Source organism: Spirulina sp. CS-785/01, assembly GCF_028330525.1.
Lineage (GTDB): Bacteria > Cyanobacteriota > Cyanobacteriia > Cyanobacteriales > Spirulinaceae > JAQMSD01.
In genome coordinates this window covers 1-23,194 of the sequence record NZ_JAQMSD010000329.1, presented here as the reverse complement: position 1 = coordinate 23,194, position 23,194 = coordinate 1, and the positions used below count along the sequence as shown (strand labels likewise).

General features: G+C 46.9%; 22 protein-coding genes. 6 read left to right on the top strand and 16 right to left on the bottom strand.

Translation table 11 applies throughout. The annotated features are described in order from the left end of the window. Positions 1–128: 128 nt before the first annotated feature. Entirely contained in the window at positions 129–743 is a 615-nt protein-coding gene (locus PN462_RS21830; RefSeq protein WP_443029254.1) for a DUF3318 domain-containing protein, read from the top strand. Positions 744–832: 89 nt separating this feature from the next. Here the strand turns inward: PN462_RS21830 and PN462_RS21825 are convergent, their stop codons facing one another. Continuing rightward, positions 833–1,048, bottom strand: coding sequence for a hypothetical protein (locus PN462_RS21825; protein ID WP_272130967.1), 216 nt, complete (start codon positions 1,046–1,048; stop codon positions 833–835). A 325-nt stretch (positions 1,049–1,373) separates the two neighbouring features. Here PN462_RS21825 and PN462_RS21820 point away from each other — a divergent pair, with 325 nt between their 5' ends. Then, the gene (locus PN462_RS21820) at positions 1,374–2,414 is read left to right on the top strand and encodes a fatty acid desaturase (RefSeq protein WP_272130966.1); all 1,041 of its coding nucleotides are present in this window, start codon (positions 1,374–1,376) and stop codon (positions 2,412–2,414) included. 186 nt (positions 2,415–2,600) lie between these two features. On the opposite strand, the gene PN462_RS21815 is transcribed toward PN462_RS21820, so the two are convergent. From PN462_RS21815 to PN462_RS21800, 4 genes are all read right to left on the bottom strand, one after another. After that, a complete protein-coding gene (locus PN462_RS21815) occupies positions 2,601–2,978 on the bottom strand; it encodes a hypothetical protein (RefSeq protein ID WP_272130965.1) in 378 nt (125 codons plus the stop codon). Between the two features lie 102 nt (positions 2,979–3,080). Next, positions 3,081–3,716: a pentapeptide repeat-containing protein gene (locus tag PN462_RS21810; protein ID WP_272130964.1), complete on the bottom strand. Its 636-nt coding sequence runs from the start codon at positions 3,714–3,716 to the stop codon at positions 3,081–3,083. 25 nt (positions 3,717–3,741) lie between these two features. Then, on the bottom strand, positions 3,742–5,127 hold the full coding sequence (locus PN462_RS21805) for a DICT sensory domain-containing protein (RefSeq protein ID WP_272130963.1): 1,386 nt from the start codon (positions 5,125–5,127) through the stop codon (positions 3,742–3,744). Between the two features lie 266 nt (positions 5,128–5,393). Further along, complete coding sequence (locus PN462_RS21800) at positions 5,394–6,983, bottom strand: photosystem II high light acclimation radical SAM protein (protein ID WP_272130962.1); 1,590 nt, start codon at positions 6,981–6,983, stop codon at positions 5,394–5,396. A 525-nt stretch (positions 6,984–7,508) separates the two neighbouring features. Here PN462_RS21800 and PN462_RS21795 point away from each other — a divergent pair. Next, entirely contained in the window at positions 7,509–7,928 is a 420-nt protein-coding gene (locus PN462_RS21795) for a DUF1830 domain-containing protein (protein WP_272130961.1), read from the top strand. A gap of 290 nt (positions 7,929–8,218) precedes the next feature. Here PN462_RS21795 and PN462_RS21790 read toward each other — a convergent pair whose 3' ends face one another. The 3 genes from PN462_RS21790 to PN462_RS21780 are packed head-to-tail and all read right to left on the bottom strand — an operon-like array spanning position 8,219 to position 11,941. Then, complete coding sequence (locus PN462_RS21790) at positions 8,219–9,526, bottom strand: branched-chain amino acid ABC transporter permease (protein WP_272130960.1); 1,308 nt, start codon at positions 9,524–9,526, stop codon at positions 8,219–8,221. A gap of 42 nt (positions 9,527–9,568) precedes the next feature. Then, positions 9,569–11,029, bottom strand: a complete 1,461-nt coding sequence (locus PN462_RS21785) for a methyl-accepting chemotaxis protein (RefSeq protein ID WP_272130959.1) — start codon at positions 11,027–11,029, stop codon at positions 9,569–9,571. A gap of 45 nt (positions 11,030–11,074) precedes the next feature. Continuing rightward, positions 11,075–11,941, bottom strand: coding sequence for a branched-chain amino acid ABC transporter permease (locus PN462_RS21780; RefSeq protein WP_272130958.1), 867 nt, complete (start codon positions 11,939–11,941; stop codon positions 11,075–11,077). 231 nt (positions 11,942–12,172) lie between these two features. Between PN462_RS21780 and PN462_RS21775 the strand changes: the two genes are divergently transcribed. Then, entirely contained in the window at positions 12,173–12,937 is a 765-nt protein-coding gene (locus PN462_RS21775; protein ID WP_272130957.1) for an ABC transporter ATP-binding protein, read from the top strand. 138 nt (positions 12,938–13,075) lie between these two features. Here PN462_RS21775 and pstB read toward each other — a convergent pair whose 3' ends face one another. The 7 genes from pstB to PN462_RS21740 all read right to left on the bottom strand — a co-directional run bounded on the left by pstB (position 13,076) and on the right by PN462_RS21740 (position 20,915). Beyond that, the gene (gene pstB, locus PN462_RS21770; protein ID WP_272130956.1) at positions 13,076–13,885 is read right to left on the bottom strand and encodes a phosphate ABC transporter ATP-binding protein PstB; all 810 of its coding nucleotides are present in this window, start codon (positions 13,883–13,885) and stop codon (positions 13,076–13,078) included. A 75-nt stretch (positions 13,886–13,960) separates the two neighbouring features. Continuing rightward, the gene (gene pstA, locus PN462_RS21765; protein WP_272130955.1) at positions 13,961–14,890 is read right to left on the bottom strand and encodes a phosphate ABC transporter permease PstA; all 930 of its coding nucleotides are present in this window, start codon (positions 14,888–14,890) and stop codon (positions 13,961–13,963) included. Positions 14,891–14,937: 47 nt separating this feature from the next. After that, the gene (gene pstC, locus PN462_RS21760) at positions 14,938–15,909 is read right to left on the bottom strand and encodes a phosphate ABC transporter permease subunit PstC (protein WP_272130953.1); all 972 of its coding nucleotides are present in this window, start codon (positions 15,907–15,909) and stop codon (positions 14,938–14,940) included. A 161-nt stretch (positions 15,910–16,070) separates the two neighbouring features. Next, positions 16,071–17,117 (bottom strand): PstS family phosphate ABC transporter substrate-binding protein, encoded by a 1,047-nt coding sequence (locus PN462_RS21755; RefSeq protein ID WP_272130952.1) that lies wholly within the window; start codon positions 17,115–17,117, stop codon positions 16,071–16,073. 466 nt (positions 17,118–17,583) lie between these two features. Then, on the bottom strand, positions 17,584–18,408 hold the full coding sequence (locus PN462_RS21750; RefSeq protein WP_272130951.1) for a phosphate ABC transporter ATP-binding protein: 825 nt from the start codon (positions 18,406–18,408) through the stop codon (positions 17,584–17,586). Continuing rightward, positions 18,405–20,381: a phosphate ABC transporter permease subunit PstC gene (gene pstC, locus PN462_RS21745; RefSeq protein ID WP_272130950.1), complete on the bottom strand. Its 1,977-nt coding sequence runs from the start codon at positions 20,379–20,381 to the stop codon at positions 18,405–18,407. Before pstC (PN462_RS21745) ends, PN462_RS21750 begins: the two co-directional genes overlap by 4 nt. A gap of 279 nt (positions 20,382–20,660) precedes the next feature. Next, a complete protein-coding gene (locus tag PN462_RS21740) occupies positions 20,661–20,915 on the bottom strand; it encodes a DUF6761 family protein (RefSeq protein WP_272130949.1) in 255 nt (84 codons plus the stop codon). 345 nt (positions 20,916–21,260) lie between these two features. On the opposite strand from PN462_RS21740, the gene PN462_RS21735 reads away from it, so the two are divergent. Continuing rightward, the gene (locus PN462_RS21735; RefSeq protein WP_272130948.1) at positions 21,261–22,019 is read left to right on the top strand and encodes a response regulator transcription factor; all 759 of its coding nucleotides are present in this window, start codon (positions 21,261–21,263) and stop codon (positions 22,017–22,019) included. Positions 22,020–22,052: 33 nt separating this feature from the next. Here PN462_RS21735 and PN462_RS21730 read toward each other — a convergent pair whose 3' ends face one another. Continuing rightward, on the bottom strand, positions 22,053–22,607 hold the full coding sequence (locus PN462_RS21730; RefSeq protein WP_272130947.1) for a thioredoxin family protein: 555 nt from the start codon (positions 22,605–22,607) through the stop codon (positions 22,053–22,055). A gap of 111 nt (positions 22,608–22,718) precedes the next feature. Between PN462_RS21730 and PN462_RS21725 the strand changes: the two genes are divergently transcribed. Then, the gene (locus PN462_RS21725) at positions 22,719–23,123 is read left to right on the top strand and encodes an NIL domain-containing protein (protein ID WP_272130946.1); all 405 of its coding nucleotides are present in this window, start codon (positions 22,719–22,721) and stop codon (positions 23,121–23,123) included. The last annotated feature ends 71 nt before the right edge of the window (positions 23,124–23,194 follow it).

The window sequence follows — 23,194 nt, the reverse complement described above, 5'->3', positions numbered from 1 at the left end:
GTTTACTGTTTACTGTTTACTGTTCCGGAGTTCCCTGTTCCCTTTTTGACCAACAACCAACAACCAACAACCAACAACCAACAACCAACAACCAACAACCAACAACCAACAACCAACAACAAAAAAAAATGAATCCAGATGCAGAAATTCAGAGACTTCGGGATTTAATGCCAGCGTCGGGGCGAATGTTGACGAAGATACAGCATAAACCCCAACAAACTAAGGTGATTGAAACGCCGTTTCCTGTTCCTTGGAAGCGGAATAGCCGTCCGATTTATATTAATTTTGATTTATGGCGAGAATTGCGGCGATCGCATCGTGATTTAATCCTCTTACGAGAAGTGTCTTGGCTGATTGAAATTAAATGGTTTCAACCGGACTTATACCAAGGGGCTACCCTAGTGGGGACATTAGGAACAATAGTCGAAATTACCCAAGGGGATGCTGTTGGGGTGTTAGTGGCTGGAGGGTTAACAGGTCTGGCCTTTCGGCAACTCTGGCGCAGTTTTCGCAGTCCCAAACGGGAAATTGAGGCGGATGAAGCGGCGATCAAAGTCGCGCTCAGACGGGGCTACAATAGCCCAGAAGCGGCAGAAGCCCTCCTGAATGGCATTGAAGCTATTGCCAAGCTAGAAGGGCGTTCTGTGTTGACTTTTACGGAGTTATTACGGACGCAACAGTTAAAAACTAGATTAAATTTATCCTCTGTTCCTGTTCCTGACTCGGTAATGAGTGAACGTTGATCTCTCTTGAGGGTTAAATATGACCCCCAAAATGTCTCTTGTTTAGAGGAAATACACAGAACAGAAGATTCGTTTTACGGGGTTACTGTTTATCTTAATCCTAACCACGTAAAGAGGTCTTGATTGGTGATAATTTCCAGAAGAATTAAGATTAAAAAACCGATCATCGCAAAACGCCCATTGATTTTTTCAGCATACTGATTAAATCCAAAAGACGGGGTTTCTGGGTTGTTTTCGGTTTCTGGGTTGTTTTCGGTTTCTGGTTTGGGAGTTTGGTTAGCTTCTGTGGGTTCTTGGGAAGTCATAAGCGATTGAGACTTGATCTAAGGTTATTTTACTGTAAGTTATACCGTTAGGTTAAAAAATCCTAGTTTAATACAGAAAATCTTGGAAAAGAGGGAAGCATTCTGATATTGTTTATCCCTTGGTAGTAAGCGGTTTAGGTCTTATTTTAACCCTGAATGTTGGCGATTAAACAAGAATATTCCTCACCATTAACGGTCGAACTTGTGGTAGGTTGGTATCTTGCGCTTGTCGGTTTGTAACTTCGAGTCAAATATTCATCTGCGCAAGCCAACTGACCGATAAGCGCAAACGTGACAGTTTCCACGACCGTTCATTCTCTAAATTATGACAGCAACCAAAATTCCCTCGAACCCTTCGCTGATTTCGTCAGAAATTACAGAGTTACGCTTGCGAGATATTGTTAAAACGTTACCCAAAGAAGTGTTTCAGCAAGATCGGCGCAAGGCATGGTTACAAGTTACGATGAGTGTGATTGCTGTGGCGGTTGGATATTTTGCGATCGCGCTTTTGCCTTGGTATTTTTTGCCCCTCTCGTGGTTTTTCACCGGGACTGCGCTTACAGGTTGGTTTGTGATTGGTCACGACTGCGGCCATCGTTCTTTTGCCAAGCGTAAGTGGGTGAACAATTGGGTCGGACATCTAGCGTTTCTTCCCCTGTTGTATCCGTTTCATAGTTGGCGCATTTTCCACAACCAGCATCACCAACATACCAATAACATAGATATTGACAATGCGTGGACTCCTTTTAAGCCGGAGGATTACGAGACCTTTCCCCGTCCGTTGCAATGGGGTTATCAAGTGACGCGAGGATGGTTTTGGTGGTTAGCTTCCATTGCCCATTGGTTTTTTATCCATTTTAATTGGCAACAACTCAAGGGCAAAAATCGCAATCAGGTCAAGTTTTCAGTTTTAGTCACCCTTATGAGTGTTGCGATCGCGTTTCCAATTCTGATCCTTGCAACCGGATGGTGGGGATTTGTGAAATTTTGGCTCATCCCTTGGTTGGTCTTTCATTTCTGGATGAGTACCTTTACCCTCGTACATCATACTGATCCTGAAATTCCCTTTGTTCCTCATACAGAGTGGCAGGACGTGAAAGCGCAGTTAGAGGGAACTGTTCATTGCGAATATCCAGCATGGGTTGAACTGCTCTGCCATGATATTAATGTTCACATTCCCCATCACATTACCACCGCCATTCCTTCTTATAATTTGCGTGCGGCCTATAAGAGCATTCGGGAGAATTGGGGACAATATTGCAAAGAAAAACAATTTTCTTTACAGATGTTAAAGGAAATTGTGACTCACTGTCATTTGTATGATGATCTGGAGTATTATCGAGCTTTTCAGAGCGATCGCAAATAGACCAAAATCACTTATAAGCGAAGACTGAAAAGGTCTATTCGTTCGCAAACCGAGTCATTAAAATGCGGTTCAACTGTATCATAAATTCTCAGTTGGGGGTGGATATGGGGACGACGGATATCCCATTTATGCCTGGACTTTAGCTTCAATACTTACAAATTTGGCCTGTTATTCCACCAAGGTTAATTAACCTTGGGGTTTCAAAATCTCTCCAAATAATTGTTTTGAGAGTTCGGCAATTTCGGGATCATCAAACACTTTTTGCATTTGTGGGTCATCAATACTTTTCCATCTTTCCAGCACTTTCATTTGGCGACCCCCTTGAAATTTCTTCCAGTAGTGACCCAGTTTTGTATAGGTTGCGGGTTGCAACAATTTTCTCCATTTGCGGAATAGGTCTTGTAGTTGGAGAGACCCATCAAAATCAGTTTTGTCAAAAGAACTTCCCCCTCCTCTAGAGGAAACTTCTTTGGTTGCATTGTCATTAAATTGGCCGCCAAGGTCTTGGCAAAGTTGCTGGCGATAGGCTTTGCTTTTAAACCATTGATTATAGTTAAACACCATTCGGGAGGGGTTTGACTTTTCTTGAAGATTTCTGCTCGCCCCCTGTTAAATCTACTGTAATAGTCAATTTCGTCTATTGTAGAACACAGCCAACCAGAGGAGTTACACTCGCTCCATCTCCGTCCCTACAACACAAGCGCGGTCTAAATTTGCCCCCTCCAAATTCGTCCCCGCTAACTCCGCACAAAGCAAATTCGCCCCCACTAAACTTGCTCCGGCTAAATTCGCCCCCCGTAAATCACATTCCTCTAAACTGGTATCACTTAAATTTGCCCCATGTAAGTCCGCTTGCGCCAAATTTGCCCCTTTTAAGTTGGCATTATTTAAATTTGCTCCCCGTAAGTCGGCCCCTCGGAGATCAACCCCTTGCAGGTTGACTCCGCTTAAATTCGCGCCACTCAAAAACGCCCCTGCGAAGGAGGCTTTGGTTAACTTCGCCCCCATCAAATTACTGCCACGCAAATTGCTCCCTCGTAAGTCGGCCTCACTGAGATCACTTTGCATTAAATTTGCACCGAGGAAATTCCCCCGTAAGTCGGCGCGTTTGAATACAGCCCCCAATAAATTCGCCCCGTCAAACCTTGCTCCCTGTAGGTTACAGTGGGAAAAATCAGTGCCGACTAAATTCGCTCCGGCACAGTTAACGCGCTCTAATGAGCATCCTGCTAGGGTTTCATCTTCTAAATCAATGCCCGCAAGCTCTTTTTCTTTTCCTTGACGAATTGCTTCAATATCCATGATCCCATTGCTCAAACTAAAATAATTACTCTTGGCTTGTTACTAATTGTTCCATCTCTTGTTCGGTTTCATCCAATAACCAAATCCCAGAGGCAATTTTAGGCTGACTAAACTCAATACTCATTCCCTGTTGTAATCCCATCACCAATAAGGTTAAACTTTCCACTAATTTGGGGTCAAACCGTTTCCCGGCTTCTGCTTCACAGTGGGCTAAGGCTTGAGCCAAGGGGTTATCCTGTTGTTGGCTTTGGTATTGGGTGACTTGTTGCTGAAATTCACTGATTAAGGCAATAATACGGGATTCTAGGGGAATGTCATCATAGGATAAGCCTTCTGGTTGTCCTGAGCCATCCCATTGTTCACTTTGATGGGTGATAATCTTAGCGATCGCCTGTAATTGAGGCATGACTCGCAACACCGAAGCCTTGGGCAATAAGCCTTGTTGTGCTAGCATCTCCTGTTGAGGTTTGGACTTGAGGGGAGTCATCTCGGTTGCCCCCTTGAGAGGGGCCAGACGGTGCAATAACCCTGCTAACCGTAACCGTTTAATCTGCCAGGCCGGTAAATCTAAAATTTGTCCCATGGCCTCAGATAAGGACGCAACTTCCGACGCTGCGTTAGGATTAGTGGCATCGGCTTGATCAATTAATTGGGCCATGCGGAGAAAGGCTTGCATCTCGTTGGACATTAAGTTATCCTGCAACGCAGAAGTAAACACCCCAGTTGCTCCCTTCTCACGATCAGAATGGCCGTCCTGTAAATACCCCACGACTTTGGACACGACTGCATTTAAATCATCCCGTTGACAATGGCCAAACTCGGCTATCATGCGCTCCACTTGTCCAGAGAGCTTTTCGCCTAGGGTAGGATCATAGGCTTGGAGATGCGCGATCGCCAGTTCCACCGTTTCCCGCACTAACGCAGGTTCAAAGGTCCAAAACCCGTAAAACTTACGCTCCAAGTCGTTTTCCGGTTGTCCAGACGGACCATAATCTTCCAGGGATAACTCTTGACAAAGAACCATCGCTGTGTATTTCGGCGACAAGATCATCAAATGCCATTCTTGCGCCACCGGGTCATCTTCAGGTAAATTCACTAACGTCACATTCTCATAATTATTCTCATAATTAGTGGTGGAATGCTCCGAAAATCCTGCCCCCAACGTCGCCATAATAGCAATATCAGAGGAGTTTTGGGCTAATTCCCCATAACGCTCCGCTTCTTGTAAATACCATTTCCCTTGTTGAAAGGCCGCAATCACAATGGGTTGACTCTCGGATTCTAAAATAAAATCTTCGAGGGCATGACACAGAGAAATTAAAGTATTTTTATAATATACACCCAAATTTAAGGCAGTGTTGCCCTGTTGATGGGCTTTGGCTAGTTTTTGTAAAATCGATCCTTGGAGCATGGATAACAGTAATCAGTAATCAGTAATCAGTAACCAGTAATCTGTTACCAGTAATCAGTAATCTGTTACCAGTAATCAGGATTCAGAAACCGGGTTTCTCCTTCCCATTATCGGGAAAACTTAGACCTTTTGTACAGAAACCCGGTTTCTTATCTTCTCGGTGTTGACTAACCCATGGTCTAGAAACCCGGTTTCTCCTCTCAATTATGGGCAAAAAAGAGCAATTTTGTACAAAAACCCGGTTTCTGATCTTCTCGGTTTCTGGTTTACTTCACCGCCGCCATTTCCTTCCTTAAATTCCCCGCTTTTTCCGCCATAGGAGCATTCAGGGCATCTTCTAAGGGAGCGCGACCTAAACGGTTTTCCAGAATCTTCATCACCTCGCGGCCAAAATCATTGGGGTTTTGTTGCCAGGCTTCTAGGCAAACTTCTCCGAAAAATGACCCTAAAGGCTCAGGATTCCATAATAACTTACGGGCTGTCCAAGGCATGAGACTCATGGGATTATAGTCCGGGTTTAAAACCTCATTTTTTAACGCATATCCCTCTAGGTGGGTATGGGGTTGTAACCCAATGAAAAAGATCGCGGGTTCCACCTTATCCACCCCGAAGATGTCTTCTAATGCCCGATGATAGGCGATAGTTTGCCGAATGGTGTCAAAGGTTTCATCAATGACATTAAACGAGTAATTGACGGAAACAAGATCATTAAATCCGGCGGTTTTTAAGTCTCGGCAGTTTTGCAGGACGGTTTTGAGATTATAGCCCATACGCATTTTCCGCACTAACTCCTGGGACCCACTGGTAATGCCGATCTCAAAATAATTCATCCCGGTTTTCACCATCAGATCACAGAGTTGCGGGGTGAGGTTGTCGGCCCGAATATAGGAGGCCCAGTGAATATCCTGCATCCCGGAATCATAGATTTTTTGCAGCAATTCCACCACATCATCAATATATTTCTTGGCGGGAATAAATTGGGCATCGGTAAACCAAAAGTTACGAATACCGCGATCGTAGAGTTGTCGCATTTCTTTCACCACTTCGTCTGCGGGGTTGATGCGGACTTGTTTCCCTTCGACGACGGTGTAAATGCAGTAACAACAGTTGTGGGGACATCCCCGTTTGGTTTGGACTCCAATATAAAAGTCGCTTTCTTGGAGATAGTAGGGGAATTCGGGCCAGATGCTGTGAATATAGTCGTAGTTACAGGCGGTTTTTTCCATGGAGGTGGGGGCTTCGTGGATCATGCGATCGCGCGGTTGCGTTTCCCCAACCACATAACACCGTTCACTGTGAATATCTTCCCCCCGTAAGAGCTTCTCCAACAACGGTTCACCCTCTCCCACAGAAATAATAGACCCCTTCGGCAGGAGGTTCTGCATCTGCTCATAAAACACACTCACTGCACCCCCACCCACAACGGCTCTCACCTTGTCATTGTAGCGGCTAGCGCGTTTCAAGCCTCGTTGAATTAAGCCCCGGTTGCGCCACAATTCCCCATAGTAGGCCGTGGCCACCTTTAACCCCCCAATTGCCCCCCGTAGGCGAATGAGTGGGTTTTTCCCGTAGTACAATTCAAAGGCATTTTGTAGGGGGTTGCCTCCTCTCCCTCCCACTGGAGCATAAATTTGAATATCACGCCAGGAAAAGACCAGTAAGGTGGGCTGAAAGTCATCTATGGCACGGTCTAGAGCTTGTCCAAACTCCAAAGGGGGAACAGTCCCTAGGTCGAAAATGCGCTGTTCTAGCTCAGGAAAGACCTTGTGAAGGTGATCCGCTAAATACACCACCCCAATGGGAAAAATGGGGTTACAGGGAAGACGAACATAGAGGATTTTATCTACAGGTTTCATTGTTAATTTTTTTTATAGAGACTGGATTGATGTTGCTCATTAGTGTAACGGGATAACCTAAAACGCTGTAATCCTCTGACAGAGGGATATTTCTCTCAAAGGGGTCAGCGAGACAGGATGCAACGGCGGTATAAGTTCTCAGAATAGTTCACATAACTTAACTTTAACGCCATCATCCGCTAACTATCAATCTTTCTGGGGAAACAGGTTTACCTAGACTTCCCTCCAAAAATTCCTCATCCCGTTGCTCCCCAACTATATTGGCTCAGAAACCGCTTAACTTGAAGGATTTTTGCTTCTGTTGGAGGCTTTTCCGTTAAATTCGCCCATTGAGATATCATTCTCTGTGAATTTAACGAAATCTTTAATTATTTCGTAAAAAATCATACTTTTTTGCAGGCAAGTTTCTGCATTCCCTGCAAAACAAGAAGATTGGTAGTCTTGTTTACAGCATTTGGAGATTAGTCAATGTTACGTTAAAAAACGTAATAGTAAACTTTGTATAAGCAAACTTCCTCTTTAGTTATGGCACAGATTTTCGATCCCATCCCGAATAACGCCAGCAATCCTATCCTCTGCTGCTATGTCAACGCAACCAGTCAAATTCAAATTGCTCGCATCACCAATATCCCCAACTGGTATTTTGAACGGGTTGTTTTTCCTGGACAGCGTTTAGTCTTTGAAACCCTACCAGCAGGTCTCCTAGAGATTCATACGGGAATGATGGCCAGTGCCATTCTCTCAGACACCATTTCTTGTAAAGAGTTACAAGTCAGCGAAGATGGAGACCCCCAGGAAACGGGGCCGTCAGAAGCGACAGATGACCCCTTAGAGAAAGATACGGCAACTGCGGATCATAAAAAGTTTACCCCTAGTGAAGTTCCCAGTGAACCCAACGCAACGCATCTCCCTCATCGTTTAACTCCCGTTGGTGCAATGGCGTAAGGGTTGAGGGTTTAATTTAGTCCTTTAAAAGCCAAATATCAGAAAACAATAAATTTTGGGTTATCTAGTTTTTCCCTAGATAACCCTTTTTAAGTGGTGTTGGTTGTTGGTTGGCCTAGAAACCGGGTTTCTTATGCCTAGTTTTATGAAATCCGGATGATTATGCTTAATAAAAAATAGGGAGCGAGACGCTCCCACTCCTAAATCGTATCATCTTTGGACTGTGGGCATCTTGCCCACTATTGATAGGTGATTTGTGAACAAGGTAACAGTAATCAATTATCAACTATCTAACGTCCCAAAGTTAACTCCTCTTTCTTCCCTAAAATCCCTTGAGGCCGGGTTAACATCAGCACCACCAGAATTAAACCAATAATCATTAAACGAAACGCCCCTAACCGCGCATCATCCAGGGGAATAATATCTTTGAGGATAAACCGGGTGATCGTCGTATAACCCCAGAAAATCGTCGCCCCTAACAACGTGCCAATATTATTCCCTGCCCCTCCTAACATAACAATAGTCCAGGCTTGGAACGTAACGAGAGGTTTAAAGCCATCGGGATTAATAAACGTGAGTTGCCAGGCATAAAACGAGCCAGCAATTCCTGCGATCGCACCCCCCAACATCAAAGACTGTAACTTATACCAAAACACATTCTTCCCTAACGCCTTAGCCACCTCCTCATCTTCCCGAATCGACTTCAAAATCCGGCCCCAAGGCGACTGCACCAACCACTCTAACCGCCAATACACTAACGCCAACGTCAGCAGTAAAATGAGCATTAACCCCACTCGGTAATCATAATCAAAAATGCCCCTAATACCAGCCCCATACAGCCACAACCCAAACCCCGAAACCCCCAACACCGACACCAAATTTGCCCCATAATGCCAATTCTGGAGACGGGGAAACAGCCACCGGGCCAACACAATATACCCCCCCACCACAATAATTAAAGACACCGCCAAGAAAAGCCCTAAAATTGGAGGTGAGAAAGTTTCCGCCTCCTTCATATTTTTAGCAGCAACCCCAACCCCATACAACAACGACATCAACGTGAGGACATACCCCGCAACCAAGCCAGCATTTTGCAAAAGTTGTCCTTGCTCCTTTCCCCGTAACCGCAGTAACAACCATCGCCACATCCGCCAGTAGGCCAAGACTAACAGCCCCGTCAAAATCACCACCATGACCATTTTACTGAGGAGATTGGGGGAAAAATCCTCAAGGGGAAGGGGAAACCCATACACCCCATTCGGTCCATTGGTCAGCCATTCTTCATTTAACGCAATGAGACGGATTAATTCAGAAACCCCAATGGTGACAATAGCCAAATAATCTTCTCGCAAGCGTAGAGTCGTAAAACCAATTAATAACCCCAAAATAGCCGCCAATCCTCCCCCAATGAGAGACGCGACAATTAAAGGGACATGAAAATCCCCCGTTAAGAGTACCGTAGTATAGGCCCCAATGGCCAAAAAGCCCACATGGCCAAAATTAATTAACCCGGTAAACCCCCATTGCAGGTTTAACCCCAGACTAAACAGGGTAAATGTACCTGTAAAAATAATCAGTGAAATGAGATATCCAACCATAATGTAAGTTTTAATTCAGTGAAGGAATGAAACTGCAATACCTCACGAGGAGGTAGAAGAAATCAAGGCTTGAATCGCTTTAGCCGCTTGGTTGAGTTGTTGTGTTCCCTGTTGGGTTTGGCTAATTCCCTGGGCAGATTCGCTAGCCCCGGTGTTAATTTGGTTCATCGCCTCTAACACTTGTTGTACGGCAACAGCCTGTTGTTTAATGTTCAGGACGATCTGTTGATTACTCAAAACAACATTATTCACCGCGTCTGTCACCCCCTCAAAGGCTTCTGTGGTTTTTTGGGTGACTTGCATCCCCGACTCCACGGTTTTTGTTCCCGTTTCCGTCACCATCACCGTGGAATTAATCGAGGTTTGGACTTGTTGCACTAAGCTATTAATGCGCTCTGCCGATTGTTTGCTCTGATCCGCCAATTTGCGAATTTCAGTGGCCACCACCGAGAATCCTTGGCCACTTTCCCCGGCCCGCACCGCCTCTACTGCTGCATTGAGGGCTAACATATTGGTGCGATTGGCAATATCGCTCACCAATTGGGAAATATTGCCAATCTGGGCCGTTTGTTCACTGAGACGGACAATTTGCTCGGCAATGGCCTCCACCCGTTCTCGTAATTCTTCCATGCTATGGACTGTCTCGGAAACGGCTTGATTGCCTTCTTCGGCTAAATTTAACGCCTGTTGTGCCGCTTGGGAGGCTGATTCTGCTTGTTTAGAGGACTGTTGCGAGGATGAGCTTAATTCATCCATAGTCGTGGTGGTTTCATTCACCGAGGCCGCTTGTTGACTGAGGGTGCGTTCTTGCTGTTCAATGATGGCGGCGATTTGACTCGAAGAGGAGACAATGGCATTAACCCGATCATTAATGGATTGCACCACAAATTGATTAATCCACCAAACCAGCACCGCACCCACCACAAGCACTACCAGCAAGCCCCCCCAAGAGACGAATCTCACGAAGACGCGAATCCGTCGGGCTTCCGCTTGTTGTTCCTCTAATAAATCCTCCTCAATTTGTAACATGGTTTGGATTTGGGAACGGATGTCCTCTGCTAATTGAGCAACGTCTTGGGAAAAGTACAATGAGGACTGAGTTTCCGCGTTAACGGTTCTTTGCCGTCGCTCAATGCTTTGTTCTAACTGATTAAAATAGCGGGGTAGGAGGGTTTCTAACTGGGCTATATTGTCCAATTGGGTGGGATTATCCGCCACTTCTTCCTTGAGTTGAGGGAGTAGGAGATTAACCTCCTCTTTCGCGTTTTGATAAGGTTGTAATAGTTTCTGGTTTCCTGACAACAGATAACCTCGCTCTCCCGTTAAGGCGTTTGTAACGGCTTCTTCTAGAGTCGTTAATTGGTTTTTGACTTCATAGGTATGACTCACCCACTGATTAGCCTCAAACAGTTGATTGGTTGAGACTTCTGACAAGAGGGTGGTAATGATCCCCACTCCAAACACGACACCAAATCCCAAGGGGACGACTTGCTTTAAATTCATTGCCTCTTTTTGCTAACCAACGTGCTTATTGATTCTTGAACCCAATTACAACGTGCCGCGAAAAATCCCTTGGGGGCGAACTAATAACACTAAGGCCATGATCACCAGTGCTACACCGAGTTTATATTCGGTGGGGAGAAAATAGGTACTCACTTCTTGGGCAATACCAATGACAAACGCTCCTACAATTGCCCCGTAGGGATTGCCGATGCCCCCTAAAATAATGGACGCAAACATGGGTAAAATGAGAAACCAGCCCATATTGGGGCGGACGGCGGTGATGAGACCATACATTCCCCCACCGAGGGCGGTTAAAGCCCCTGCGATCGCCCAAGTCCAATTAGCGACTCCTTCTACATTAATCCCGGTTACTCTTGCTAAGTCCACGTTATCTGCCACGGCCCGCATGGCTTTACCGATTTTGGAGTATTGTAACAGGAGGTGTAAGCCTAAAATGGCGAGAATGGCGAAGGCAATGGCGAGGAGTTGATAGTAGGCAATTCTTAATCCCCCAATCTCTAAGGCCGACATGACGGGGACATTATAGTTTTGGTTACTCCCCCCCCAAATTAAAATTACGCCATTACGCAGAAAAATGCCTAAGCCAATGGAGAGGATGATTAAAGTGGTGGAACTAGCGCGAACATTCCGCATGGGCGACCAGATGATTTTTTCACCTAAAATGCTAAAGGCGACGGTAGCGGCCATCCCTAAGAGAATGGAGAGCCAAATATTGATGCCCAAGCTATTGGCTAAAAAGGACAAGTAAGCGCCAACGGTCATAAAATCCCCGTGGGCAAAGTTGGCTAAACGCAATACACCATAGGTGAGGGTGAGTCCTACTGCTGCGAGGGCAATAATACTGCCTACTGCGATGCCATTCAAGGTCAGTTGTATTAATTGAGTATCCATGCTTGGTCTATTGGTGTGCTGAATGCCGTTGTGTATTATCTTGCAGATTGTACAGGGCAATAGTTTGCCTTGTACGAAATGCCTAAAGGGTTCATAGCGGTTCGTGAACAGCTAACGATGAAACCAGAAATCGCGCTTTTTTTTGCCCCACGGTCACAGGGGTGACTTCATGGGACTAACCCAACAGGGTATCATTGCAGAGGAAGTGTTCCTTAATTGGGCGATTAATTTATGTCTTCTGTCCCCCCCATATCTGATGTGAAAGGTTCTGCTGCTGCTACTCCGCTTCTCGATGTTCAGGAGGTGTATGCGGGTTATATTAAAGACTTGGATATTCTCCAAGGGGTGAATTTCCAGGTGTATCCTGGTGAGTTGGTGGCAGTTATTGGCCCTAATGGGGCAGGAAAATCTACGTTGGCAAAGGCGATTTTTGGCTTACTCACTCCCCGTCAGGGGACGATTACCTTTAAGGGGGAAAATATTGGGGGGCTAAAGTCGAATCATATTGTGCAACGGGGGATGTGTTATGTTCCCCAGTTGTCTAATGTGTTCCCCTCTCTCTCTATTGAGGAAAATTTGGAGATGGGGGCGTTTATTCTCCATTCTTCGCTGCGTTCCCTGAAAGAGAAGATTTATACAATGTTCCCCCGTCTCAAAGAGCGTCGCCAACAAAAGGCGGGTACATTATCGGGGGGAGAACGGCAGATGTTGGCTATGGGACGGGCGTTGATGTTAGAACCGGAGTTGTTGGTGTTGGATGAACCGTCGGCGGCTTTATCCCCCATGTTGGTGACGACGGTGTTAGATCAGATTAAGGCAGTTAATGAGTCGGGGGTGGCGATTATGTTGGTGGAACAAAATGCGAAGAAAGCCTTGGCTATGGCCGATCGCGGTTATGTTTTAGAGTCAGGGTGCGATCGTTTTGAAGGCCCAGGCCAAGAGTTACTCGATGATCCGAAGGTGGGTGAGTTATATTTGGGTGCAATGACGAGTTGATAGTTGTTAATTAATTACTGTTCCTGTTCCTGTTCCTGTTCCCTATTCCCTATTCCCTATTCCCTTTTTCACCAACAACCAACAAAAAACAAAAAAAGGACGCTCTATAACGCCCTTTTTCCTGTTTTGTATGTTGGTTTAGCCAAATCGTCCACTGACGTATTCTTGGGTGGCTTGTTGGGTGGGGTTTTGGAAAATGACTTCCGTGCGATCGTATTCCACTAAATAACCGACCTTATTTCCCCCTTCGGTGGCCTCTGCATTGTAAAACGCTGTTAAATCAGACACCCGTGACGCTTGCTGCATATTGTGGGTGACAATAACAATTGTGTATTGCTGTTTTAACTCTTGAATCAATTCCTCTACCTTTAAAGTTGAAATAGGGTCAAGAGCAGAACAAGGCTCGTCCATGAGGATCACTTCTGGGGCAATGGCAATGGCCCGGGCAATACATAACCGTTGTTGTTGCCCCCCAGACAAGGCTAAACCACTCTCTTGTAGTTGATCCTTCACTTCGTCCCAAAGTGCCGCCCGACGCAGGGAGTCTTCTACTAATTCATTCATATCCCCCTTATACCCATTAATCCGGGCCCCAAAGGCAATATTTTCAAAAATTGACTTAGGAAAAGGGTTAGGCTTTTGGAACACCATACCAATCCGTCGCCGGGTTTCCACGGGATCAATATTACTGGCGTATAAATCCCGCCCGTGGAAGGTAATTTTCCCTTCTACCCTAGCACTGGCTACCAAATCATTCATCCGATTAAAGCAGCGCAAAATGGTACTTTTACCGCACCCCGAAGGGCCAATAAACGCCACCACTTTATTAAAGGGAATATCTAACGTCACATCCCGGACGGCCAAGTTGGTTCCGTAGTAAACCTTTACCCCTTGGGCCCGGAGGACGGCTTCGGTAACTAATTCAGTTGAAGATGACACTTGAGTCATGGTTTTACCTTTTCAATGTGTAATTAATGCAAATAAACAACAAAAAACAAAAAACTAATAATCCAGAACCTAGAATTAGCCCCGTTTCTGGAATTTATTGCGGAGGAAAATGGCCAAGCCATTCATAGCCAAGAGAACCACCATCAAGATAATGATCCCTGCGGCGGCATTAGTATGGAATCCTGCTTGTGGGCGAGAAACCCAGTTATAAATTTGAATGGGGAGGACAGTAAACTGGGACTGTAAATTTTCCGGGAGGAAGGAAATAAAGGTTAATGCCCCAATGGTAATCAAGGGTGCGGTTTCCCCGATGGCGCGGGAGAGAGCCAAAATTGTTCCGGTGAGAATCCCTGGAATAGCAATAGGGAAGACTTGATCCCAAATGACTTGCCAACGGGTTGCACCGAGGGCAAACCCGGCTTGACGGATACTATCGGGAACGGCCCGTAGAGCTTCCCTTGTCCCGACAATAATGATAGGAAGAATTAACAAAGCGAGGGTTAGCGCACCGGACAGAATACTCCGTCCTCCCGTCATGGGTTCTAGGAAACGCACAAATAACTGTAAACCCAATAACCCATAAATAATCGAAGGAACTCCGGCAAGGTTATTAATATTGACTTCGATCAGTTTGGTGAACCAGTTATCCGTGGCAAATTCCTCTAGATACACCCCGGCCCCTACGCCAATGGGGAAGGCAAAAATGGCCACGGTGATCATTACCCAAACGGTGCCAACGAGGGCAGAGAGTAGCCCTGCTTGTTCTGGTTTCCGGGAAGGGAAGTTAGTTAAAAAGCCCCAAAAGTCTGAGGCTAGACGGGGAAAACCGTCCCATACCACACTGATCAGTAGGACGGCTAAGATTACAACTGAGAGACCTACAGCTAACCAAGTGAAGCTAGCAAAAACCGTGTCCCATTTATAGCGTCCGGATAAATTGGGTGTAAAGTATTGCTCTTGGGTGCTTTGATCCTTGTTAAAAGTTTGGGAGTCTGGAGTGGTCATAAACTACGGCAGCGTTAGGCTAATTTGGACAAAACAGGTAGATCGATTTACTCGTATTTTTCTCGGAAACGACGGACGAACCAAAAACTAAAGAGGTTGAGGACTAAGGTGAGGAGGAATAGGGTCATCCCTACGGCGTAAATGGTTTTGTAGGCGAGAGAACCTGCCGGGGTGTCTCCTAAACTCACCTGCACAATAAAGGCAGTCATGGTCATCACGGGGACAAAGGGGTTTAAGCCGAGACGGGGATTTTGTCCGGCGGCTAAGGTGACGGTCATTGTCTCTCCAATGGCCCGGGAAATTGCCAAAATCACGGAAGATACAATTCCGGATAAGGCGGCGGGTAAGACCACCCGTGTCACGGTTTCTCGCTTCGTTGCCCCTAGGGCATAGGACCCATCCCGTAAACTTTGGGGGACGGAGTAAATGGCATCTTCACTCAAGGAGGCCACTAAGGGGGTGATCATAATCCCTAGTACAATTCCGGCACTGAGGGCGTTAAAGCCTTCTAATTCGGGGACTGCGAGACCGATCACGGGAAAGGTTGCAAACCAAGCGAATAAACTTTGTAGGAGGGGAGTGACAAACAGGAGGGCAAAGTACCCATAAACGACACTGGGGACTCCGGCCAAGATTTCGAGGATGGGTTTGAGGACTTTCCGGACTTCTGGGCTGGCGTATTCACTCAAGCAAATGGCGGATAAGAGGCCCAGGGGGAGGGCGACTATGATGGCAATGCCAGAGGTTAAGAAGGTGGCACTGATCAGGACAATAATGCCGAATTTTTGACTTTGGAACAAAGGAGTCCATTTGGTATCGGTGAGATAGTCAATGATGGAGACTTCTCCGAAAAATGCGATCGTCTCATAGATGAGTGTGAGGACAATGCCTGCTGTGGTGGCAATGGAGACAATGGCAAACAGTGCGAATATGGATTTAACTATAAATTGAACTCTTTTACTCCGCTTCCGATTGGGTTGCCAGAGGGCTGAGTTTGCAGAAGGTAGGTCAACGGCCATCTATCTTGTTTGGTACTTGGTTGGTATCACTTGCTGTTACGAGAGTTAAAAAGAACCCAAGATGAGGAAGCGTATGGGTTAAAAACGTTCTCAGCTTGGGCTGTGGGGAAAAAATAGGCTGGGAATTTGTCCCAAAACCTATTTCATTGACGGGGTTTTAATTAGAGTTTTTCACCCAGTTTTACGCCGATGGATGTTCCCCCTTCAAAGATACTTCCGGTTGTGCCGTCCTCAAGGCGAGCGATCGCTTTGTCCACGATTTCTTCCGGTAAGGGAATGTAGCCGACTTCGGTGATTAGGTCTTTGTTGTCCGCAGAAATTTGATACTCGGCAAAGGCGGCAACAACGGGGTTGTTTTCGAGGGAGTCTTTCTTCACGTAGAAGAAGATGGGGCGAGATAAGGGGTTGTAGGTCCCATCTGCGATGCTGCCCCGACTGGGGGGGATACATTCGCCTGCGGAGTTTTCTACGGAGACGGCTTTCAGGGTGTCGCGGTTTTCGTCGAAGTAGGCAAACCCTAAGAAACCGAGTCCCCCTTCGTCGGACTGTACCCCTTGGACGATCACGTTGTCGTCTTCACTGGCGGTGTAGTCACCGCGACTTTCTCCATCTTCACCGACAACGGCTTCGGTGAAGTAGTCATAGGTCCCGGAGTCCACCCCAGGCCCGTAGAGACTTAATTCTTGGTCGGGATAGTCGTCTTTGACTTGATTCCAGTTGTTGACTTCTCCTTCTGCATCGGGTTCCCACATCATCCCTAATTGGTCGGGGGCAAGACATTCGGCCCAGTCGTTTTCATCGTTGACGATGACGGAAATTCCGTCATAGGCGACGGGAATTTCTACGTATTCGATGCCGTTTTCGGCGCAAAGTTCAATTTCTGTTTCTTTGATGGGGCGTGAGGCGTTGGAGATGTCGGTTTCACCCGCACAGAATTTCTTGAACCCACCCCCAGAACCGGAAACGCCGACGGTGACTCTTGCTCCTCGGTTGTCGGCCATGAATTCTTCGGCCATGGCTTCGGAGATGGGGAAGACGGTACTTGACCCATCAATTTGTACGTCTCCTTCTAGTTGGGCTTCGCCACCGTCTCCGGAGTCAGAAGCGGCGGTGTCTTCTTCTCCTGTGGGGGCGGAACTGGTACAGGCAGCCAGTGCCAGTGCCAGACCTAACGAAAATAAGCGAATGGGTAATCTGCGTAATGTCATACAATCCTCTGGTCAGTTCTTGATATAGGGTCTTCTTTGGACAGTCGTTCAGGTTGGGCTTCCGTTTGCTTTTTGCAAAAAAGGGAAGCCTTTTTATAGTTACTGTAATTTGGTTTATTTTGTCAAATAAAACAACGTTAATGATAGGTTAAAGTGAGGTAAAGAAAAGGTTTGGGTATTTTAAGGAAGGGAAAGTAAATGAGAAATATTTTTACTTTACACTGTTATGGTTTCTTTAAAAAAGCATTTATTTAAAATATTTAAATTCGTATTGATTGGGGTAAAATATTTAAATTTTAGCCTTAAAAGGCGATTTTCGCTGATAAGAAGTTTGGCCAAATTGTGGCCAACGATGCAATTCGGTGAAAAAAAGGCTTTCCTCACTGGGTTGAGTGTTGCGGTTGCCTTGGACTGAGAGAGACTCTCAGCCCGGAGGTTTTATCCAGCATTCCTTATCCAGCATGGCTTATCCAGCATAGCGAGACCCCGGAATGACATATTCCCAAGTGGCGGGTTGACTGGGATGGACAAAGATATCAAGGGTGGGGGCATATTCGACGAGACGACCGACATGGTTGCGGTTGGGGATGGTTTCGACATTAAAAAAGGCCACGCGATCGCTAATTAAGGCAGCCTGTTTAAGATTATGGGTGACAATGATAATGGTGTAATGCCGTTTCATGGCCATCAACAGATCATCAATTCGCCCCGCAGAAATGGGATCAAGAGATGACGTGGGTTCATCCATTAAAATCACTTCTGGATTCAAGGCCAAAGTTCGAGCAATACAGAGTCTCTGTTGTTGTCCACCTGATAATTCTAAAGCATTGTGGTGCAGTTTATTCTTCACCTCCTCCCACAACCCCACAGCGGCCAGAGACTGTTCAACCCGTTCATCAATATTGCCGTTGTAGTGATTCACCCGCAACCCCACAGCAATATTGTGGTAAATCGACTTAGGAAAAGGATTAGGTCGTTGAAAAACCATACCAATGCGACGACGGAGGGACACCGGATTCATCTGTTTTAATTCTTGGCCATGAAAAGTAATCCTCCCCATCACTTGGGTGTCAGGAATGAGGGAATTTAAGCGGTTAAAACAACGCAACAGAGAACTTTTCCCGCACCCCGACGGCCCAATAAAGCCGGTAATTTGGTTTTGATAAATGTCCATTGTCACCCCTTGGATGGCAGGTGTTCCGTGGTAGGTTACGCCGACATTCTCTAAGGAAAAGATAGACGGTTGGGGCTGGGGATTGCTGGGAGACCCCCATACGGATTGTGTAGTCATAAAACCTTTTTCTGATGTGAACGATAAAAATCCCGTAACAAGACGGCAAGAATATTCATGCCTAAAACGATGCCCCCTAAAACTAAAATGGTCGCTGCCGCGAGGTTATGAAATTCCACCTTTGGCCGCGAGACCCAATAAAAAATCTGTGTGGTGAGGGTGGTAAAGCCTCCCTGTAACCCTTCGAGAGACAAGGCCGGGGCGACGGGAACAAAGGCGGCGGCCCCGATGGCGATGAGGGGGGCAGTTTCACCAATGGCCCGGGATAAGGTGAGTAACATTCCGGTGAGGATACGGGGAAGGGCGGTGGGTAAAATCACATGATAAATGACCTGCCAACGGGTCATACCTACGCCATACCCGGCTTGTCGTTGGGTATCAGAGACGGAACGAAGGGCGGCCCGGGTGGTGATGATGACGAGGGGGAGGACAATGACGGTTAAGACGAGGGCGGCGGAGAGTAAACTGGCCCCTCCGGTGATGAATCTCAAAGTGCGGGCAAAAATGGCGAGGCCGAGGAGGCCATAGATGATGGAGGGAATGGCGGCGAGGTTGTCGAGATGGATTTCGAGGAGGTAACTGGCGTAATTTTTCGGGAGGTATTCTTCGAGGTAAATGGCGGCCCCGATGCCAATGGGAAAGGCAAAGAGGGCGGTTAAGCCCAGTAGCCAGAGTGTTCCCATGAGTCCGGCAAAGATTCCGGCATCTTCGGGGCGACGGGAGGGAAAACGGGTTAAGAATTGCCAATCGAGGCTGGGGAGTCCTTGTTGCAGGATGGTTAAGAGGAGAGTGGCAAACATGATGATGCCTAGGAGGGCGGCGAGGAAGGTGAAGGCGACAAAAAGGCGATCGCGGCTATCCCGTCGGTTTAAGGATTGCTCAAAGTGTTGATCAGGGCGGTTAGGCGCGAGTTTGGGGAGGGAGACGGAGGGGGGAGGAGGGGCGGGTTGTTCCAGTTCGGTGGCGGAGATTTCGGCGGTGGGAATGGCCATTCCGGTCATAATTTGTTGATGGCGACGGACGAGCCAATGACCTAACCAGTTGAGGGAGAGGGTGATTAAAAAGAGGACAAAGCCGACGGTGAAGATGGCATGGAAAATAAAGGAGTCGGCGGGGACATCGCCTAAACTGACTTGGATGATAAAGGCGGTCATGCTTTCGACGGTGATGAAGGGGTTGAGGGTGAGTTGGGGGTTTTGGCCGGCTGCGATCGCAGCAATCATGGTTTCGCCTAGGGCCCGGGAGGCGGCGAGGGTGATGGCGGCGATAATCCCTGGAAAGGCGGTGGGGAGGAGGATGCGCCAGATTAATTCCCGTTTGGTGAAGCCGAGGGCATAGCCTCCTTCTCGGAGTTGTTGGGGGACGTTGGCGATCGCATCTTCGCTAATGGAGGAAATAATAGGCGCAATGAGAACCCCTGTCATCAATCCGGCACTCAAAGCATTAAATCCGTCTAATTCCGGCATCATCCCGCCAATGAGAGGGAGGTTGCCTAACCTAGCAAAACCGTCTTGTAAGAGGGGGGTGACGAATAAGAGGGCAAAATAGCCATACACAATGGTGGGAATCCCGGAGAGGGCTTCTAAGGTGGGTTTGAGGATACGACGCAGGAGGGGAGGGGCGTATTCATGGAGATAAATGGCCGCTAGGACTCCAAAGGGAATGGCAAAAAGGGTGGCAATGAGGGCAATCATCAGGGTGGCACTGGCTAACACTCCGATGCCTACTTTTCGGGAAGAAAAAGAGGGGGTCCATTCTGTATCGGTGAAAAATTGCCAGAAGGAGACATCTTGAAAGAAAAAAAAGGCTTCGTAGAGAAAAATCCCTAAAATCGTCACGGAAATTAAGACAGGAATTGCCGCAGCTAAGGCTAAGAAGCTCTGTATCACTCGTTCTTGACACAGGGTAGTCAAGGGAATGGACTGACGGGATTGGGGGGCTGGACGGTGGGGTGGCAATTTCAGGGAACTCATGGAGGTTCAACAGTGTTGAGGCTGTGGACTGGCTATCCTGAGCCAATGCTTCTGGGGATTAAGCGCAGAATATACGGTGGCCAGTTCTATTTTTCTTGATCTTTTCAAACTCCCTTGAAACTTTGAGTTAACAATGGGTTAATTTGTGACCAAGAATGGGTAAGCATTCAACGGGTTGACAACTGATAGCTGACTGCTGATATCACTAAAACCCCCATGAAGTTGAACCTCATGGGGGCTTGCTGTTCAGGGGACAAAGAAAATGTTCACCCACCCGGATTAAAAATAATCTCGTTCTGTTTCGGGTTGGGGGGTGGCTAATTCAAAATTTGAGGGATCGCGCAAAAAGCGGAATACTTCTTCCTCTAAACGATGAATTTTATGGGGTTCGAGGGCTTGGGTATGATGTAAGCTCGCAATGTAGCCTTCCATATAAATCTGCATTTCGGTCAAACGATTGCCCCTATTCCATAATTCTACCAATGCGTCGGTCAGTCGCTGGTAGTAGCGGATTGAGTGTGTGTCAGTTAGCATGATTAGAAACAGAACGCGACAGGAAAAACGGTCAAAAACAGTGTTAATTTTGACGAGAAAAAACGATGTTTCTTGTGGGGGTTGACGACCACCTTGGCGCATCAAGGCTGGGGATCAAGAGATGAGAATTCGTTTTTAGTTCTCTCTTTCTCTCCTTATGACGAAAACCCAGAATTTTTTTTCCTTATTTTAAACATAGTTTAACAATTTGGGTGGGGCAAGGAGTTAGATCACAGCCCTAGCATGACCGAAAACTGGGGTCAACCTCAGTAGCAAGTGTTACAACATCTTGACATTTGGGCGTGCTAGATTAAAAGCCACTCATTGCAAGGGGAAAAAGCTAACGTGGGTTTAGTCCAGATTCTGATTATTCAAGGGAATCCTCACTTGCGATCGCTCTTGGGTTGGCATTTACAGCAAGCGGGGTACTGTATTCAACTCGCTGCCAATCTTCAACAAGCCAAGGCGATTTTGTCGGTTCGTCAACCGAATTTAGTGGTTCTCGATTCCGATCTCACTGATGGGGATGGGTTAGAACTTTGTGAGTGGCTTTATCAGCAGCGACAATCGTTGATTTTGATGTTATCGGGACGAACGAATCAAAGTGATATTGTGGCTGGGTTTAAAGCAGGTGCGGATGATTATTTAAGTAAACCGTTTGGGATGCAAGAGTTTTTAGCTCGGGTGGAAGCCTTACTGCGACGGTTACGGGTAGCGAATGCGCCGTTATATCTCGATTATGACGCGCTACGGATTGATTTAGTACAGCGTCGAGTGCATTTGAATGGGGAGTTTATTGAGTTGACTCCTCAAGAGTTTAGTTTGCTCTATGTGTTGGCGCAAGCGGAGGGAAAGCCGTTGAGTCGTTCGGAGTTGTTACGTCGGGCCTGGCCCGATGCTATTGATAATCCTCGCACGATTGATACTCATGTGTTGTCTTTACGGAAGAAGTTGGAGACGCACCCCCGACAACCGAGTATTATTCAAACGGTGCGTAATGTGGGTTATCGCTTTAATCCGGAGTTCCTCAAGGGAAATGTACCAGCCACTGCTCCCCCTGCCAAGGTGGTGCGGGAGAGAGTGGCGCAAGTGGTTGAGGCTTAACGGTTTTTCGTTAGGTTGTGAGTGGGGTGTGTGCTATCCCCCATGATTGCGCGGATCATCGTTTTTGGGTTTGACTTTCGCTTGAAAGGCTGAGGTTTGGCCTGTGGCGTTGGCGTAGGGGAGGGGTTTTTCGGCGATGAGGGCTTGTAAATCGGCTTCGAGGACTGATTTCGGTTGTTCGCCGATGGTTTGCGCGATCGCTTTTCCGTCCCCATCGAGATAGACAAAATGGGGAATGCCATCCACGCGATACTGTAGGATTTCGGGCAACCATTTGGTATTATCCACATTAAGCATCACGAAGTTGACCGATTCTCCGTATTCGTTTTTCAGGGTTTGCAATTCTTGGGCCATGGCTTGGCAACTGGTACACCAATTGGCGTAAAACTCCAAAAAAGTAGGCTTCGAGTTGTCTAGGGCGACCTCTAGAGGTGTGGCTTGTTCAGCTTGTACTTCTAAATTCGCTTCTCCGGTTTCGGTATTTAACCCAATAAAGAGGGCAATCGCTAAAATAACAGCAACCCCCGCAATAATAAAATTACGGAGTGAACGCGGAAGTCCAGAGGAGGTTTCAGGGTGTTCTGTCATCGGGGTTGGTCTTAATGGCTGGATTACATCTTTAACTTAATGTAACAAGTTTGTTGCCAGTCTCGGACGGTTGCCTGTTCGATCAAGGTATGCAAGCGAGGAGGCGAATTTATGAAAAAGCGAGTCACTCTTACCTTTCCCAAACGAACTATTCAAATGCCGATCGCCTATCGTTTGGCCAAGGATTTTAATGTGGCCACCAATATTATTCGCGCCCAAGTAGCCCCCAATCAAGTGGGGAAGCTAGTGGTGGAGTTGTTGGGGGATATTGATGAGTTGGATGCGGCGTTAGATTGGATGCGATCGCAAGATATTAATGTGTCACTGGCCAGTCAAGAAATTACAATCAATGAAGACACCTGTGTTGATTGTGGCCTCTGTACGGGGGTTTGTCCCACCCAAGCCTTAACCTTAGACCCGAAAACCTTCCAACTGCAATTCACGCGATCGCGCTGTGTGGTCTGCGAACAATGTATCCCCACTTGCCCCGTCCAAGCCATTTCCACTAACTTTTAAATCTCATTCCATCCCGTTTTTTGACCCCGTTTTTTGACCTAGTTATTTGAGCAAATGAAGGCTTCCCAACC